We start from the raw sequence: 13,702 nt of genomic DNA, 5'->3' as shown, positions 1-13,702 counted from the left end.
GAGAGGTCGAAACAATGATTGGTTTAATCGGTCGTAAAGTAGGAATGACACGAATCTTCACCGAAGAGGGTGTTTCTATTCCTGTCACCGTAGTTGAAGTTCAAAGTAACCGCATTACTCAAGTAAAAACGCTTGAAAATGATGGTTATCAAGCTATTCAGGTTACTACTGGCAGCAAAAAAGCAAGCCGCGTAAACAAACCTGAAGCAGGTCATTTCGCTAAGGCTGGCGTTGAAGCTGGTCGTGGTCTATGGGAATTCCGTTTTGAAGAAGGTGAATTTACTGTAGGTCAAAGCATTAACGTTGATATTTTTACAGACGTTAAAAAAGTTGATGTTACTGGTACATCTAAAGGTAAAGGTTTTGCTGGCGTAACTAAACGTTGGAATTTCCGTACTCAAGATGCAACCCATGGTAACTCTTTGGCACACCGTGGTCATGGCTCAATTGGTCAAAACCAAACTCCAGGTAAAGTGTTCAAAGGTCGTAAAATGGCAGGTCACCTAGGTAATGAACGTGTAACTGTTCAAAACTTAGATATTGTACGTGTTGATGCAGAGCGTAACCTTTTATTAATTAAAGGTGCGGTTCCTGGCGCAATCAATAGTGACGTAATTGTTAAACCAGCAATCAAGGCTTAACGTCGAGGAGATAGAGATGGAATTAGTAGTAAAAGACGCGCAAGCGCTTTCTGTTTCCGAAACTACCTTCGGACGTGAGTTTAATGAAGCGTTAGTTCACCAAGTAGTTGTTGCTTATGCATCTGCTGCTCGTCAAGGCTCTCGCGCACAAAAAACTCGTGCAGAAATCGCTGGTTCAGGCAAAAAACCATGGCGTCAAAAAGGCACAGGTCGTGCTCGTTCAGGTTCTATTAAGAGCCCAATCTGGCGTAGTGGTGGTGTAACATTTGCAGCAAAACCACAAGATCATAGCCAAAAAGTTAACCGTAAAATGTATCGTGGTGCATTAAAGAGTATTTTCTCTGAATTAGTGCGTCAAGAACGTTTAGTTGTGGTTGAAACATTTACTGTTGAAGCACCTAAGACTAAATTATTAACTCAGAAATTAAATGATATGAATCTTAATGATGTTCTAATCATTACCTCTGACGTTGATGAAAATCTTTTCTTAGCAGCACGTAACTTGCATAAAGTTGATGTGCGTGATGTGGCAGGTATTGATCCAGTTAGTTTGATTGCATTTGACAAAGTGGTTATCACTGTTGATGCCGTTAAACAAGTAGAGGAGATGTTAGCATGATTCGTGAAGAGCGTCTGCTTAAAGTCCTGCGAGCACCACATGTTTCTGAAAAAGCATCTATTTCAATGGAAAAAACAAATACATTAGTATTGAAAGTTGCTAAAGATGCTACTAAGAGAGAGATTAAAGCCGCAGTTGAACAACTATTTGAAGTTAAAGTAGATGACGTAAATACGCTTGTTGTTAAAGGCAAAGTAAAACGTCGTGGTCAACAAATCGGTCGCCGTAGCGACTGGAAAAAAGCTTACGTTACTTTAGCAGAAGGTCAAAACTTAGACCTTGCTGGCGTCGCTGAGTAATTCGGAGGAGTAAGAACAATGGCAGTTGTTAAGTGTAAACCTACATCTCCGGGTCGTCGCCACGTTGTTAAAGTGGTTAACCCAGAGTTGCATAAAGGTAAGCCTTATGCACCGTTGCTTGATTCAAAAAGCAAAACTGGTGGTCGCAATAATAATGGTCGTATCACTACCCGTCATATCGGTGGTGGTCATAAACAACATTATCGTATTGTCGACTTTAAGCGTAATAAAGATGGTATTCCAGCAGTTGTTGAACGTTTGGAATATGATCCGAACCGTAGTGCAAATATTGCATTGGTTCTATATAAAGACGGTGAACGTCGTTATATTTTAGCGCCTAAAGGCTTAAAAGCAGGTGATCAGATCCAATCTGGTGTTGATGCATCAATTAAAACAGGTAACTGTTTACCAATGCGCAATATTCCAGTCGGTTCTACCGTGCATAATATTGAAATGAAACCAGGCAAAGGCGGACAACTTGCTCGCTCTGCTGGTAGTTATGTTCAAATCGTTGCGCGTGATGGTGCTTATGTAACATTACGTCTACGTTCAGGTGAAATGCGTAAAGTGTTATCTGATTGCCGCGCCACTATTGGTGAAGTGGGTAACTCAGAACATATGCTTCGCGTACTAGGTAAAGCGGGTGCTTCGCGTTGGCGCGGTGTTCGTCCTACTGTTCGTGGTACAGCAATGAACCCGGTAGACCATCCACATGGTGGTGGTGAAGGTCGTAACTTTGGTAAACATCCTGTGTCTCCATGGGGTCAAAAAGCCAAAGGATTGAAAACGCGTAGCAACAAACGTACTGATAAGTATATTGTTCGCCGTCGCAATAAGAAATAATTAATATAGAGGATTAGCTATGCCACGTTCTCTCAAGAAGGGTCCTTTTATTGACCTACACTTGCTGAAGAAGGTAGAGAAAGCGGTGGAAAGCGGGGACAAGAAACCAATTCGTACTTGGTCCCGTCGTTCAACGATCTTTCCTAACATGATCGGTTTGACCATCGCTGTCCATAATGGTCGTCAGCACGTTCCAGTTTATGTTTCCGACGAAATGGTTGGTCATAAATTGGGTGAATTCGCGCCGACTCGTACTTATCGCGGCCATGCTGCGGATAAGAAAGCTAAGAAGAAATAAGTAGGAGAAAGAGATGGAAACAATTGCAAAGTACCGCCACGCTCGTTCTTCTGCACAAAAAGTTCGCTTAGTTGCAGATCTTGTTCGCGGTAAGAAAGTGTCTCAGGCACTTGATATTTTAACGTACACCAATAAAAAAGCGGCTGTACTAGTTAAAAAAGTATTAGAGTCTGCTATTGCTAATGCAGAGCATAACGATGGTGCTGATATTGATGATCTAAAAGTTGCGAAAATTTTCGTAGACGAAGGTCCAACCATGAAGCGTATTATGCCTCGTGCAAAAGGTCGTGCAGATCGAATTTTGAAGCGTACGAGTCACATCACCGTGATCGTCTCTGATCGCTAGGCTGGAGAATAGCAATGGGTCAAAAAGTAAATCCAAATGGTATCCGACTAGGCATCGTCAAGCCTTGGACATCTACATGGTATTCGGGTACAAAGACATTCGCTGATAATTTAGAAAGTGATTTTAGAGTGCGTGAATTCTTAAACAAAGAATTAGCACAAGCATCAATCTCTAAGATTGTAATCGACCGTTCAGCAGAAACTAACGTTCGCATTACTATTCACACTGCTCGTCCGGGTATTGTGATTGGTAAAAAAGGCGAGGACGTTGAAAAATTACGTAATGCCGTAGCTTCTATTGTCAATAAATATAAAGACAAGAAAGAGAAACGTGATGTTGCAGTACAAATTAATATAGCTGAAGTTCGTAAACCTGAACTTGACGCTAAATTAGTTGCTGACAGTATTACTTCTCAGTTAGAACGCCGTGTTATGTTCCGTCGTGCAATGAAACGTGCGGTACAAAATGCAATGAAAGCGGGTGCTAAAGGTATCAAAGTTGAAGTAAGTGGTCGTTTAGGCGGCGCTGAAATCGCACGTAGTGAATGGTATCGTGAAGGTCGTGTGCCTCTACATACTCTACGTGCTGATATCGATTATGGTACATCTGAAGCATTAACTACCTATGGTATTATTGGTGTTAAAGTGTGGATCTTCAAAGGTGAGATCCTTGGTGGTATGGCTGCCGTTGAACAAGCAGAAAAACAACCTGCTGCTCAACCGAAAAAGCAGCGCAAAGGCCGAAAACAATAAGGAGCGTCGCTGATGTTACAACCAAAGCGTACAAAATTCCGTAAAGTGCACAAGGGCCGCAATCGTGGTCTTGCTGTAAGTACTGACGTTAGTTTCGGTACATTCGGTCTTAAGGCTGTGGGTCGTGGTCGTTTGACTGCGCGCCAGATCGAAGCAGCACGTCGTGCTATGACTCGTGCAGTTAAGCGTCAAGGTAAAATCTGGATTCGAGTTTTCCCTGATAAACCAATTACTGAAAAACCACTTGAAGTGCGTATGGGTAAAGGTAAGGGTAACGTTGAATACTGGGTTGCTCAGATTCAACCAGGTAAAGTCCTTTATGAAATGGACGGAGTACCGGAAGAAGTTGCTCGTGAAGCATTTGCGTTGGCAGCTGCAAAACTGCCAATTAAAACCACCTTTGTGATTAAGACGGTGATGTAAATGAAAGCAAAAGAGCTACGCGAAAAAAGCGTTGAAGAGTTAAATACTGAACTTCTTAATTTATTACGTGAGCAATTTAACTTACGTATGCAATTAGCTGGGGGTCAGTTAACACAAACTCATGTGTTAAAACAAGTGCGTCGTAATATTGCACGAGTTAAAACATTATTAACTGAGAAGGCGGGTGCGTAATATGACTACTGAAGTAAAAATTCGTACTCAGCAAGGTCGTGTTATTAGCGACAAAATGGATAAATCTATTACTGTAGCTATTGAACGTAAAGTGAAGCATCCGTTATATGGTAAGTTCATTAAACGTACGACTAAATTGCATGTACATGATGAAAACAACGAGTGTGGTATTGGTGATACTGTAGAAATTAAAGAGTGTCGTCCATTATCAAAAACCAAATCTTGGACTCTTGTTCGAATCGTAGAAAAAGCAGTTAGTTAATCTTTTTGATTAAAAACTGTACATAATATAATAAACGGCTCATCGGCCGTTTATTTTATGCTATCCATTTTATTTGAGTGGTGTTATACTATGCGCCCTCACATATGTGGGTTTTTGGTTGTCTATTCTTATCCATGGTAGTTGAGGTGGATGAAGGTAGATTAGACAATAATTTATTTATACGGAGCATTAAAATGATCCAAGAACAGACTAGGCTAGATGTTGCCGATAACTCTGGCGCACGTAGTGTAATGTGTATCAAGGTTCTCGGTGGATCGCACCGTCGTTATGCAGCGGTTGGTGATATCATCAAAGTTACCATTAAAGAAGCAATTCCACGTGGTAAAGTAAAGAAAGGTGATGTACTTAAAGCTGTGGTTGTGCGCACTAGAAAAGGTGTTCGTCGTCCTGATGGATCTGTCATTCGTTTCGATCGCAATGCGTGTGTTATTTTAAATAATAACAGTGAGCAACCGATTGGTACGCGTATTTTTGGACCGGTCACTCGTGAACTTCGTTCTGAGAAGTTTATGAAGATCATTTCATTAGCACCAGAAGTACTGTAAGGAGCGGGTAATGGCAGCGAAAATCCGTCGAGAAGATGAAGTTATCGTGTTAACCGGTAAAGATAAAGGTAAACGCGGTAAAGTAAAAAGTGTTTTGTCTACAGGCAAAGTGATTGTTGAAGGTATCAATTTGGTGAAAAAACACCAAAAACCAGTACCTGCATTAAATCAAGATGGTGGAATTGTTGAGAAAGAAGCAGCTATTAATGTTTCTAACGTAGCAATTTTTAACCCAGCTACAGGCAAAGCAGATCGCGTAGGCTTTCGTTTTGAAGACGGAAAAAAAGTCCGTTTTTATAAGTCTACTAATGAATTAATCAATTAAGTAATTTGGAGTGTACGATGGCGAAACTGCATGATTACTACAAAGCACAGGTAGTAAATAAACTGCAAGACCAGTTTGGCTACAAATCTGTCATGCAAGTCCCTCGGATCGAAAAGATCACCTTGAATATGGGTGTGGGTGAAGCAATTACTGATAAGAAATTATTAGATAATGCAGTTGCTGACTTAGCAGCAATCAGTGGTCAAAAACCACTTGTCACTAAAGCACGCAAATCAGTTGCTGGTTTTAAAATCCGTCAAGGGTATCCTATTGGTTGTAAAGTCACTTTACGTGGCGAACGTATGTGGGAATTTTTTGAACGTCTAGTTTATATTGCTCTTCCTCGTACTCGAGATTTTCGTGGTTTAAGCGCAAAATCTTTTGATGGTCGTGGCAATTATAGCATGGGTATTCGAGAACAAATCGTTTTCCCTGAAATCGATTATGATAAAGTTGATCGTGTTCGTGGTTTAGATATTACTATCACAACAAGTGCACAATCAGATGAAGAAGGCCGAGCTTTATTATCTGCCTTTAACTTCCCATTTCGTAAGTAAGGTAGGGCATAATGGCTAAACAATCAATGATTGAACGCGATAAGAAACGCGTAAAGCTAGCAGAAAGATATTTTGCGAAGCGTCAAGAATTAAAAGCGATTATCTCTGATCTTAATGCATCAGATGAAGATCGTTGGAATGCAGTGCTTAAATTGCAAACGCTTCCTCGTGATTCTAGTCCATCACGTCAACGTCGTCGTTGTCGTCAAACCGGTCGTCCTCATGGCGTCCTTCGTAAGTTTGGTTTAAGCCGTATTAAGGTCCGTGAGTCAGCCATGCGTGGTGAGATTCCAGGTCTTAAAAAGGCAAGTTGGTAATCAGGGGAGTGTTATAGATGAGCATGCAAGATCCTATAGCAGATATGTTGACCCGCATTCGTAACGGTCAAGCTGCGAATAAAGTTGCAGTCACCATGCCTTCCTCTAAGCTAAAAGTGGCAATTGCCAATGTGCTAAAAGAAGAAGGTTATATCGGGGACTATAAAGTAGTTGGTGACACTAAACCAGAATTGGAAATCACTTTAAAATATTTCCAAGGTAAGGCTGTTGTAGAAAGTATTAAACGTGTTAGCCGTCCAGGTCTACGTATTTATAAACGTAAAGACGAATTGCCAAAAGTAATGGCAGGATTAGGTATCGCAGTTATTTCTACTTCTAAAGGTGTTATGACTGATCGAGCAGCACGCCAAGCAGGTCTTGGTGGTGAAATTATCTGCTACGTAGCGTAAGGGAGAAAAAAATGTCTCGTGTTGCAAAAGCACCTGTCGTTGTTCCTGCTGGCGTAGAGGTAAAACTCAATGGTCAGGTAATTACGATTAAAGGTAAAAATGGCGAGTTATCTCGTACAATTAATAATGCTGTTGTTATTAATCAAGAAGAAGGTCAAATTAAATTTGCCCCTCGTGACGGCTTTGCGAATGCTTGGGCTCAAGCAGGTACAGCGCGCGCATTGATTAACTCAATGGTTATTGGTGTTACTGAAGGTTTTACTAAAAAACTTCAGCTAGTTGGTGTCGGTTATCGTGCACAAGTTAAAGGTAATGCAATTGGTCTATCTCTTGGATATTCACATCCAATTGAACATCAATTACCTAAAGGTGTAACAGCTGAATGTCCTTCTCAAACTGAAATCGTACTAAAAAGTGCTGATAAACAGTTAATTGGACAAGTAGCAGCAGATATCCGTGCTTATCGTCGTCCTGAACCTTATAAAGGTAAAGGTGTTCGTTACGCAGATGAAGTTGTGCGTACTAAAGAAGCTAAGAAAAAGTAAGGTAACACTATGGATAAGAAATCAGCTCGTATCCGTCGTGCAACTAAAGCGCGTCGTAAGATGCATGAACTACTTGCAACTCGCTTAGTAGTTCACCGTACTCCGCGTCATATTTATGCGCAGATTATCGCACCAAACGGATCAGAAGTACTGGCAGCCGCTTCTACATTAGAAAAAGCTATCAGTGAAAGTTTAAAATACACTGGAAACAAAGATGCAGCAGCAGCAGTTGGTAAAGCAATCGCAGAGCGTGCATTAGCGAAAGATATCAAAGAAGTTTCTTTTGATCGTTCAGGTTTCCAATATCATGGTCGAGTTCAGGCGCTAGCAGATGCTGCTCGCGAAGCTGGCCTACAGTTCTAAGGTAGGAGTTAAAGATGTCAAACATCGAAAAACAAGCTGGTGAACTGCAGGAAAAATTAATCGCAGTTAACCGAGTTTCTAAAACCGTAAAAGGTGGTCGTATTTTTAGTTTTTCTGCACTAACTGTTGTTGGTGACGGTAATGGCCGCGTAGGTTTTGGATATGGTAAAGCACGTGAAGTGCCAGCAGCAATCCAAAAAGCAATGGAAAAAGCACGTCGTAATATGATTAATGTTGCGTTAAACAACGATACTTTACAGCATCCGGTTAAAGGTGCTCATACAGGTTCTCGTGTTTATATGCAACCTGCATCAGAAGGTACTGGTATTATCGCCGGTGGTGCGATGCGTGCGGTATTAGAAGTTGCTGGTGTTCGTAACGTTCTAGCTAAAGCATATGGTTCTACAAACCCAATTAACGTGGTTCGTGCAACAATTGATGGCTTAGAAAACATGAAATCACCTGAAATGGTTGCTGCTAAGCGTGGTAAAACCGTCGAAGAAATTTTGGGGTAATTAGCCATGGCAAAGACAATTAAAATTACACAAACTCGTAGTTCTATTGGTCGTCTACCGAAGCATAAAGCAACGTTAGTAGGTTTAGGATTACGTCGTATTGGTCATACTGTTGAGCGCGAGGATACACCTGCGATTCGCGGTATGGTAAACCAAGTTTATTACATGGTTAAAGTAGAGGAGTAATAGTAATGCGTTTAAATACTTTATCTCCTGCTGAAGGTTCAAAGCATGCACCAAAACGTCTAGGTCGAGGAATCGGTTCTGGATTAGGTAAAACGGGTACTCGTGGTATCAAAGGTCAAAAATCTCGTTCAGGTGGCGGCGTTCGTCGTGGCTTTGAAGGTGGTCAAATGCCTTTATATCGTCGTTTACCAAAATTTGGTTTTACCTCACGTAAAGCTATGGTAACAGCACAAGTTCGTCTTTCAGATTTAATGAAAGTTGAAGGTGATGTTGTTGACTTAAATAGCTTAAAAGTTGCAAATGTGATTAATTCACAAATCGAATATGCTAAAATCATGTTATCTGGTGAAGTAACTAAACCAGTTACCGTTCGTGGTATTCGAGTAACGAAAGGTGCTAAAGCTGCAATTGAAGCTGCTGGCGGAAAAATTGAGGAATAATTAGAAAGATGGCAAAGCAACCAGGATTAGATTTTCAAAGTACTCGAGGCGGTAGTGGTGAGCTTAAAAGACGTTTAATATTTGTGCTTTTAGCGCTTATTGTTTTTCGTCTAGGTTCTTATATTCCGGTTCCTGGTATTGATACTAAAGCGTTATCGGACTTACTAGCACAAGCATCATCTAATGGTATTGTCGGTATGTTCAATATGTTCTCTGGTGGTGCTTTAAGCCGTGCTTCAATTTTCGCATTAGGGATAATGCCATATATTTCTGCATCGATTATCGTACAGTTATTAACAGCCATTAGCCCTAAACTCGCAGAATTGAAGAAAGAAGGTGAATCAGGTCGTAAGAAAATTAGCCAATACACTCGTTATGGCACTCTTGCTTTAGCGATTGTACAGGCAGTTGGTATTGCGACTGGTCTACCGAATATTCCTGGTTATGGTCATGTTGTGATTAATCCAGGATTTTCTTTCTATTTTATTGCATCGGTTAGCTTAGTTACTGGCACTATGTTTCTTATGTGGTTGGGTGAACAGATCACGGAACGCGGTGTAGGTAATGGTATTTCAATCATTATCTTTGCGGGTATTGTGGCAGGTCTTCCCCATGCAATATATGAAACAATTGAACAAGCTCGTTCTGGTTCATTGCATCCAATTTTATTACTAGTAGTCGCCGCATTAGTAGTTGGTGTGACTTATTTTGTTGTGTTTGTTGAACGTGGTCAACGACGTATTGTCGTCAACTATGCGCAGCGTCAGCAAGGTCGTCGTGTGTATGCCGCACAAAGTACACATCTACCATTGAAAATTAATATGGCAGGTGTAATTCCGGCTATATTTGCTTCAACAATCGTTATGTTACCATCTATGATGGCTTCTTGGTTTCAAGGAGATGGTGAAGGTTGGAGATACATTATTGTTCTTATAGGTCAATATTTTTCTCATGATCAACCGTTATACATAATCTTTTTTGCAGCTGCGATTATTTTCTTCTGTTTCTTCTATACCGCATTGGTTTTCAACCCAAGAGAGACAGCAGATCAGTTAAAAAAATCTGGGGCATTTATTCCAGGTATCCGTCCAGGTGAACAAACATCGAAGTATATTGACAAGGTAATGACACGGTTAACGCTAATTGGCGCTATCTACATTACTTTTGTATGTTTGGTACCAATGTTTATGACAAGTGCAATGAAAGTTCCTGTCCAATTTGGTGGGACCTCTTTATTAATTGTGGTTGTTGTAATCATGGATTTTATGGCACAAGTACAGACTTTAATGATGCCAAATCGTTATGAGTCAGTGTTAAAGAAAGCGAACCTTAAAGGCTATGGCCGATAAGTTAGCCAGAAGTTACGGAGAAAAAAATGAAAGTTCGTGCTTCAGTCAAGAAATTATGCAGAAATTGTAAAATCATCAAACGCAATGGCATCGTTCGTGTTATTTGCATTGAAGGTAAGCATAAACAACGTCAAGGTTAATTTTATTTAACTGTAAAGTTGAACTTTTGCATATTTTACTTGCCAAAGTATAGTAAAGCTGGCTAGAATAGCCAGCCTAAATTTATTTGTAAACTTGCTGTTTGAGTATCCTGAAAACGGGCTTTTCAGTATAGTAAGTTTACTAACATTAACAATAAAGGAGTGCATAGTGGCCCGTATAGCAGGCATTAACATTCCTGATCAACAACATGCTGTAATTGCGTTACAAGCAATTTATGGAATTGGTAATACTCGCGCTAAGACAATTTGTGCTGAAGCCGGTATTCCTGAACATGTAAAGATCAGAGAACTATCTGAAGATCAGATTGAAAAGTTACGTGAACAAGTCGCTAAATTTACTGTTGAAGGTGATTTACGTCGTGAAGTAACTATGAGTATCAAGCGTTTATTAGACCTTGGTTGTTATCGTGGCATGCGTCACCGTCGTGGACTTCCTGTTCGTGGTCAACGCACTAAGACTAACGCTCGTACCCGTAAGGGACCGCGTAAGCCAATCAAGAAATAATTGAGGTGATAATAAATGGCAAAGACACCTGTTCGTACACGTAAACGTGTTAAAAAGCAAGTTTCTGATGGTGTAGCTCATATTCATGCATCATTTAACAATACAATCGTAACTATTACCGATCGTCAAGGTAATGCGTTGGGTTGGGCAACCGCTGGTGGTTCTGGTTTCCGTGGCTCTCGTAAGTCAACTCCGTTCGCAGCTCAAGTGGCCGCAGAGCGTTGTGCAGAAGCCGTAAAAGACTACGGAATTAAGAATCTAGAAGTTATGGTAAAAGGACCTGGTCCTGGTCGTGAGTCAACAATTCGTGCATTAAATGCTGCGGGTTATCGTATCACTAACATTACTGATGTTACTCCGATCCCTCATAACGGTTGTCGTCCACCAAAGAAACGTCGTGTTTAATTATTTATTAAACATCGAATGTTTATAGGATTATTGGAGAAATAAAATGGCAAGATATTTGGGACCAAAGCTCAAATTAAGTCGTCGTGAAGGTACTGATTTATTCCTTAAATCTGGTGTCCGAGCGGTTGACAGTAAATGTAAGTTAGAACAAGCGCCTGGACAACATGGTGCGCGTAAACCGCGTTTATCCGATTATGGTGTTCAGTTACGTGAAAAACAAAAAGTTAGACGTATTTATGGAATTTTAGAACGTCAATTCCGTAATTACTATAAAAATGCTGCGCGTATTAAAGGCAATACTGGTGAAAACCTACTTGGTCTTTTAGAACGTCGTTTAGATAACGTTGTTTATCGTATGGGATTTGGTGCAACTCGTGCTGAAGCTCGTCAGTTAGTTAGTCATAAAGCTGTTCTTGTTAATGGTCACGTTGTGAACATTGCGTCTTATCAAGTTTCGCCTGAAGATGTGATTAGTGTTCGTGAAAAATCAAAAAAACAAGCACGTATTAAAGCCGCTTTAGAGTTAGCTGAACAACGTGAAAAACCAACATGGTTAGAAGTTGATGCTAGCAAAATGGAAGGTGTATTCAAACGCTTACCAGAACGTTCAGATTTATCTGCTGACATCAACGAACATTTGATCGTCGAACTTTACTCTAAGTAAAGTTTAGCACTTAAGAGAGGACATAATGCAGGGTTCTGTAACAGAGTTTTTAAAACCTCACCTAGTTGATGTTGTTCAATACAGCCCAACTCATGCAAAAGTGACTTTAGAGCCACTTGAGCGTGGTTTTGGACATACTTTAGGTAATGCACTACGCCGCATTTTATTATCATCTATGCCGGGATATGCAGTAACCGAAGTTGAAATTGACGGTGTTCTGCATGAGTATAGTACTAAAGAAGGCGTTCAAGAAGATGTACTTGATATTCTGCTTAATTTGAAAAAATTAGCAGTACGTGTGCATACTAAAGATGATGTTATGCTGACTTTAAATAAATCAGGTATTGGTGCAGTTACTGCATCGGATATCACTCATGATGGTGATGTTGAAATTGTTAATCCTGATTTAGTAATTTGTCATCTTACTGATGCCAATGCTTCAATTAGTATGCGTATTCGTGTACAACGAGGACGTGGTTATGTCCCTGCTTCTGCTCGCGTTAAGTCAGAAGATGAAGAGCGACCAATTGGTCGTCTATTAGTTGATGCTTGTTATAGCCCAGTTGAGCGCATTGCATATTCTGTCGATGCGGCTCGTGTGGAACAACGTACCGATTTAGATAAACTGGTTATCGATATGGAAACCAATGGTACCATTGATCCAGAAGAATCTATTCGTCGCGCATCAACTATTTTGGCTGAACAACTTGAAGCTTTCGTTGATTTACGTGATGTACGTCAACCTGAAGTTAAAGAAGATAAACCGGAATTTGATCCGATTCTTCTACGTCCAGTAGATGATCTCGAATTAACTGTTCGGTCTGCTAATTGCTTAAAAGCAGAAGCAGTTCATTATATTGGTGATTTAGTACAACGTACCGAAGTTGAGCTACTTAAAACCCCTAATCTTGGTAAGAAATCGCTTACTGAAATTAAGGATGTGCTCGCTTCTCGTGGTTTATCTTTAGGCATGCGTCTTGAGAACTGGCCACCAGCAAGTATTGTTGAAGACTAAGATAAAATTTATATAAGAAGGATAAAGTTATGCGCCATCGTAAAAGTGGTCGTCAACTGAACCGAAATAGCAGCCATCGTCAAGCAATGTTTCGTAACATGACTAGTTCACTTGTTGAACATGAAATCATCAAAACTACATTGCCTAAAGCAAAAGAGTTGCGTCGTGTTGTTGAACCGTTAATTACGCTAGCCAAAAGCGATAGCGTAGCTAATCGCCGTTTGGCTTTTGCTCGTATCCGTGATAAAGATACAGTGAAAAAATTATTTTCAGATTTAGGTCCACGTTTTGCTACCCGTCCTGGTGGTTATGTACGTATTTTAAAATGTGGTTTCCGCGATGGAGATAATGCACCAATGGCTTATATTGAATTAGTTGATCGCCCTGCAGTAGAAGCAGAAGCAGCAGCTGAATAAAAAATTTAACTCATTGAGAACTAAAACCGGCAATTAAGCCGGTTTTTTATTGAGCTGAATTTAACTTTTATACCTTCATCTTTAATAAACAAACTTGATGATTTTAGACAACCACTATCGTAATGGTTGCTTTGATAAGTTTCCTAAACAAATAATTGGAATAAATTGTTTATAGTTTTCGATATTTTATCTGACATACAGTTGTTATATTGTTAGCTATACTAAAGTCGTTTTAATACTTCAATTAATTTCACGTAATTAAAATATATTAAGCTTACTGTCTGT

27 protein-coding genes are annotated in these 13,702 nt (G+C 40.1%); all 27 read left to right on the top strand.

Features of this window, described 5'->3' with window-relative positions; all coding sequences use genetic code 11:
- Nucleotides 1-14: 14 nt before the first annotated feature.
- The 27 genes from rplC (at nucleotide 15) to rplQ (ending at nucleotide 13,417) form a co-directional block, all read left to right on the top strand.
- Nucleotides 15-641 (top strand): 50S ribosomal protein L3, encoded by a 627-nt coding sequence (gene rplC, locus J3U57_RS08565; protein WP_065567159.1) that lies wholly within the window; start codon nucleotides 15-17, stop codon nucleotides 639-641.
- A gap of 16 nt (nucleotides 642-657) precedes the next feature.
- Entirely contained in the window at nucleotides 658-1,260 is a 603-nt protein-coding gene (rplD, locus tag J3U57_RS08560) for a 50S ribosomal protein L4 (protein WP_025314384.1), read from the top strand.
- A complete protein-coding gene (rplW, locus tag J3U57_RS08555) occupies nucleotides 1,257-1,559 on the top strand; it encodes a 50S ribosomal protein L23 (protein WP_034885052.1) in 303 nt (100 codons plus the stop codon). Before rplD ends, rplW begins: the two co-directional genes overlap by 4 nt.
- A gap of 18 nt (nucleotides 1,560-1,577) precedes the next feature.
- Entirely contained in the window at nucleotides 1,578-2,402 is an 825-nt protein-coding gene (rplB, locus tag J3U57_RS08550) for a 50S ribosomal protein L2 (protein WP_065562943.1), read from the top strand.
- Between the two features lie 19 nt (nucleotides 2,403-2,421).
- On the top strand, nucleotides 2,422-2,700 hold the full coding sequence (gene rpsS / locus J3U57_RS08545; RefSeq protein WP_024496505.1) for a 30S ribosomal protein S19: 279 nt from the start codon (nucleotides 2,422-2,424) through the stop codon (nucleotides 2,698-2,700).
- 13 nt (nucleotides 2,701-2,713) lie between these two features.
- Nucleotides 2,714-3,046, top strand: a complete 333-nt coding sequence (gene rplV, locus J3U57_RS08540; RefSeq protein ID WP_034884235.1) for a 50S ribosomal protein L22 — start codon at nucleotides 2,714-2,716, stop codon at nucleotides 3,044-3,046.
- Between the two features lie 14 nt (nucleotides 3,047-3,060).
- A complete protein-coding gene (gene rpsC, locus J3U57_RS08535) occupies nucleotides 3,061-3,798 on the top strand; it encodes a 30S ribosomal protein S3 (RefSeq protein ID WP_065634455.1) in 738 nt (245 codons plus the stop codon).
- A 12-nt stretch (nucleotides 3,799-3,810) separates the two neighbouring features.
- Nucleotides 3,811-4,221: a 50S ribosomal protein L16 gene (rplP, locus tag J3U57_RS08530; protein WP_025314389.1), complete on the top strand. Its 411-nt coding sequence runs from the start codon at nucleotides 3,811-3,813 to the stop codon at nucleotides 4,219-4,221.
- Nucleotides 4,222-4,413: a 50S ribosomal protein L29 gene (rpmC, locus tag J3U57_RS08525; protein WP_065634456.1), complete on the top strand. Its 192-nt coding sequence runs from the start codon at nucleotides 4,222-4,224 to the stop codon at nucleotides 4,411-4,413.
- 1 nt (nucleotide 4,414) lies between these two features.
- Nucleotides 4,415-4,675 carry a 30S ribosomal protein S17 gene (rpsQ, locus tag J3U57_RS08520; protein ID WP_025314391.1) on the top strand — a complete coding sequence of 87 codons (261 nt, stop codon included), beginning with the start codon at nucleotides 4,415-4,417 and terminating at the stop codon, nucleotides 4,673-4,675.
- 194 nt (nucleotides 4,676-4,869) lie between these two features.
- The gene (rplN, locus tag J3U57_RS08515) at nucleotides 4,870-5,241 is read left to right on the top strand and encodes a 50S ribosomal protein L14 (protein ID WP_025314392.1); all 372 of its coding nucleotides are present in this window, start codon (nucleotides 4,870-4,872) and stop codon (nucleotides 5,239-5,241) included.
- 10 nt (nucleotides 5,242-5,251) lie between these two features.
- Nucleotides 5,252-5,566: a 50S ribosomal protein L24 gene (rplX, locus tag J3U57_RS08510; RefSeq protein WP_065634457.1), complete on the top strand. Its 315-nt coding sequence runs from the start codon at nucleotides 5,252-5,254 to the stop codon at nucleotides 5,564-5,566.
- A gap of 17 nt (nucleotides 5,567-5,583) precedes the next feature.
- Nucleotides 5,584-6,123: a 50S ribosomal protein L5 gene (rplE, locus tag J3U57_RS08505; RefSeq protein WP_065634458.1), complete on the top strand. Its 540-nt coding sequence runs from the start codon at nucleotides 5,584-5,586 to the stop codon at nucleotides 6,121-6,123.
- An 11-nt stretch (nucleotides 6,124-6,134) separates the two neighbouring features.
- Nucleotides 6,135-6,440, top strand: a complete 306-nt coding sequence (gene rpsN, locus J3U57_RS08500; RefSeq protein WP_065634459.1) for a 30S ribosomal protein S14 — start codon at nucleotides 6,135-6,137, stop codon at nucleotides 6,438-6,440.
- A 17-nt stretch (nucleotides 6,441-6,457) separates the two neighbouring features.
- Nucleotides 6,458-6,850, top strand: a complete 393-nt coding sequence (gene rpsH / locus J3U57_RS08495; RefSeq protein WP_034884228.1) for a 30S ribosomal protein S8 — start codon at nucleotides 6,458-6,460, stop codon at nucleotides 6,848-6,850.
- Between the two features lie 11 nt (nucleotides 6,851-6,861).
- Nucleotides 6,862-7,395 (top strand): 50S ribosomal protein L6, encoded by a 534-nt coding sequence (rplF, locus tag J3U57_RS08490; RefSeq protein ID WP_267333932.1) that lies wholly within the window; start codon nucleotides 6,862-6,864, stop codon nucleotides 7,393-7,395.
- 9 nt (nucleotides 7,396-7,404) lie between these two features.
- Entirely contained in the window at nucleotides 7,405-7,758 is a 354-nt protein-coding gene (gene rplR / locus J3U57_RS08485; RefSeq protein ID WP_025314398.1) for a 50S ribosomal protein L18, read from the top strand.
- Between the two features lie 14 nt (nucleotides 7,759-7,772).
- A complete protein-coding gene (rpsE, locus tag J3U57_RS08480) occupies nucleotides 7,773-8,273 on the top strand; it encodes a 30S ribosomal protein S5 (RefSeq protein WP_025314399.1) in 501 nt (166 codons plus the stop codon).
- Nucleotides 8,274-8,279: 6 nt separating this feature from the next.
- Complete coding sequence (rpmD, locus tag J3U57_RS08475; RefSeq protein ID WP_025314400.1) at nucleotides 8,280-8,459, top strand: 50S ribosomal protein L30; 180 nt, start codon at nucleotides 8,280-8,282, stop codon at nucleotides 8,457-8,459.
- A 5-nt stretch (nucleotides 8,460-8,464) separates the two neighbouring features.
- A complete protein-coding gene (rplO, locus tag J3U57_RS08470) occupies nucleotides 8,465-8,899 on the top strand; it encodes a 50S ribosomal protein L15 (RefSeq protein WP_065634461.1) in 435 nt (144 codons plus the stop codon).
- 8 nt (nucleotides 8,900-8,907) lie between these two features.
- A complete protein-coding gene (secY, locus tag J3U57_RS08465) occupies nucleotides 8,908-10,248 on the top strand; it encodes a preprotein translocase subunit SecY (RefSeq protein ID WP_267333931.1) in 1,341 nt (446 codons plus the stop codon).
- A gap of 26 nt (nucleotides 10,249-10,274) precedes the next feature.
- Nucleotides 10,275-10,388: a 50S ribosomal protein L36 gene (gene rpmJ / locus J3U57_RS08460; RefSeq protein WP_034884218.1), complete on the top strand. Its 114-nt coding sequence runs from the start codon at nucleotides 10,275-10,277 to the stop codon at nucleotides 10,386-10,388.
- A 169-nt stretch (nucleotides 10,389-10,557) separates the two neighbouring features.
- On the top strand, nucleotides 10,558-10,914 hold the full coding sequence (rpsM, locus tag J3U57_RS08455; RefSeq protein ID WP_025314404.1) for a 30S ribosomal protein S13: 357 nt from the start codon (nucleotides 10,558-10,560) through the stop codon (nucleotides 10,912-10,914).
- Between the two features lie 15 nt (nucleotides 10,915-10,929).
- Complete coding sequence (gene rpsK / locus J3U57_RS08450; RefSeq protein ID WP_034948028.1) at nucleotides 10,930-11,319, top strand: 30S ribosomal protein S11; 390 nt, start codon at nucleotides 10,930-10,932, stop codon at nucleotides 11,317-11,319.
- Between the two features lie 46 nt (nucleotides 11,320-11,365).
- Entirely contained in the window at nucleotides 11,366-11,986 is a 621-nt protein-coding gene (rpsD, locus tag J3U57_RS08445) for a 30S ribosomal protein S4 (RefSeq protein ID WP_065558591.1), read from the top strand.
- 25 nt (nucleotides 11,987-12,011) lie between these two features.
- On the top strand, nucleotides 12,012-13,001 hold the full coding sequence (locus J3U57_RS08440; protein WP_065634463.1) for a DNA-directed RNA polymerase subunit alpha: 990 nt from the start codon (nucleotides 12,012-12,014) through the stop codon (nucleotides 12,999-13,001).
- Between the two features lie 29 nt (nucleotides 13,002-13,030).
- Nucleotides 13,031-13,417, top strand: coding sequence for a 50S ribosomal protein L17 (gene rplQ, locus J3U57_RS08435; protein ID WP_034884211.1), 387 nt, complete (start codon nucleotides 13,031-13,033; stop codon nucleotides 13,415-13,417).
- The last annotated feature ends 285 nt before the right edge of the window (nucleotides 13,418-13,702 follow it).

The organism is Gilliamella sp. B3464, assembly GCF_026536145.1.
Lineage (GTDB): Bacteria > Pseudomonadota > Gammaproteobacteria > Enterobacterales > Orbaceae > Gilliamella.
This window is presented reverse-complemented; position numbering and strand designations above follow the sequence as displayed.

Coding starts and splice junctions, on each gene's coding strand:
- rplC (WP_065567159.1), top strand. CDS start 15: ATGATTGGTTTAATCGGTCGTAAAGTAGGAATGACACGAATCTTCACC.
- rplD (WP_025314384.1), top strand. CDS start 658: ATGGAATTAGTAGTAAAAGACGCGCAAGCGCTTTCTGTTTCCGAAACT.
- rplW (WP_034885052.1), top strand. CDS start 1,257: ATGATTCGTGAAGAGCGTCTGCTTAAAGTCCTGCGAGCACCACATGTT.
- rplB (WP_065562943.1), top strand. CDS start 1,578: ATGGCAGTTGTTAAGTGTAAACCTACATCTCCGGGTCGTCGCCACGTT.
- rpsS (WP_024496505.1), top strand. CDS start 2,422: ATGCCACGTTCTCTCAAGAAGGGTCCTTTTATTGACCTACACTTGCTG.
- rplV (WP_034884235.1), top strand. CDS start 2,714: ATGGAAACAATTGCAAAGTACCGCCACGCTCGTTCTTCTGCACAAAAA.
- rpsC (WP_065634455.1), top strand. CDS start 3,061: ATGGGTCAAAAAGTAAATCCAAATGGTATCCGACTAGGCATCGTCAAG.
- rplP (WP_025314389.1), top strand. CDS start 3,811: ATGTTACAACCAAAGCGTACAAAATTCCGTAAAGTGCACAAGGGCCGC.
- rpmC (WP_065634456.1), top strand. CDS start 4,222: ATGAAAGCAAAAGAGCTACGCGAAAAAAGCGTTGAAGAGTTAAATACT.
- rpsQ (WP_025314391.1), top strand. CDS start 4,415: ATGACTACTGAAGTAAAAATTCGTACTCAGCAAGGTCGTGTTATTAGC.
- rplN (WP_025314392.1), top strand. CDS start 4,870: ATGATCCAAGAACAGACTAGGCTAGATGTTGCCGATAACTCTGGCGCA.
- rplX (WP_065634457.1), top strand. CDS start 5,252: ATGGCAGCGAAAATCCGTCGAGAAGATGAAGTTATCGTGTTAACCGGT.
- rplE (WP_065634458.1), top strand. CDS start 5,584: ATGGCGAAACTGCATGATTACTACAAAGCACAGGTAGTAAATAAACTG.
- rpsN (WP_065634459.1), top strand. CDS start 6,135: ATGGCTAAACAATCAATGATTGAACGCGATAAGAAACGCGTAAAGCTA.
- rpsH (WP_034884228.1), top strand. CDS start 6,458: ATGAGCATGCAAGATCCTATAGCAGATATGTTGACCCGCATTCGTAAC.
- rplF (WP_267333932.1), top strand. CDS start 6,862: ATGTCTCGTGTTGCAAAAGCACCTGTCGTTGTTCCTGCTGGCGTAGAG.
- rplR (WP_025314398.1), top strand. CDS start 7,405: ATGGATAAGAAATCAGCTCGTATCCGTCGTGCAACTAAAGCGCGTCGT.
- rpsE (WP_025314399.1), top strand. CDS start 7,773: ATGTCAAACATCGAAAAACAAGCTGGTGAACTGCAGGAAAAATTAATC.
- rpmD (WP_025314400.1), top strand. CDS start 8,280: ATGGCAAAGACAATTAAAATTACACAAACTCGTAGTTCTATTGGTCGT.
- rplO (WP_065634461.1), top strand. CDS start 8,465: ATGCGTTTAAATACTTTATCTCCTGCTGAAGGTTCAAAGCATGCACCA.
- secY (WP_267333931.1), top strand. CDS start 8,908: ATGGCAAAGCAACCAGGATTAGATTTTCAAAGTACTCGAGGCGGTAGT.
- rpmJ (WP_034884218.1), top strand. CDS start 10,275: ATGAAAGTTCGTGCTTCAGTCAAGAAATTATGCAGAAATTGTAAAATC.
- rpsK (WP_034948028.1), top strand. CDS start 10,930: ATGGCAAAGACACCTGTTCGTACACGTAAACGTGTTAAAAAGCAAGTT.
- rpsD (WP_065558591.1), top strand. CDS start 11,366: ATGGCAAGATATTTGGGACCAAAGCTCAAATTAAGTCGTCGTGAAGGT.
- J3U57_RS08440 (WP_065634463.1), top strand. CDS start 12,012: ATGCAGGGTTCTGTAACAGAGTTTTTAAAACCTCACCTAGTTGATGTT.
- rplQ (WP_034884211.1), top strand. CDS start 13,031: ATGCGCCATCGTAAAAGTGGTCGTCAACTGAACCGAAATAGCAGCCAT.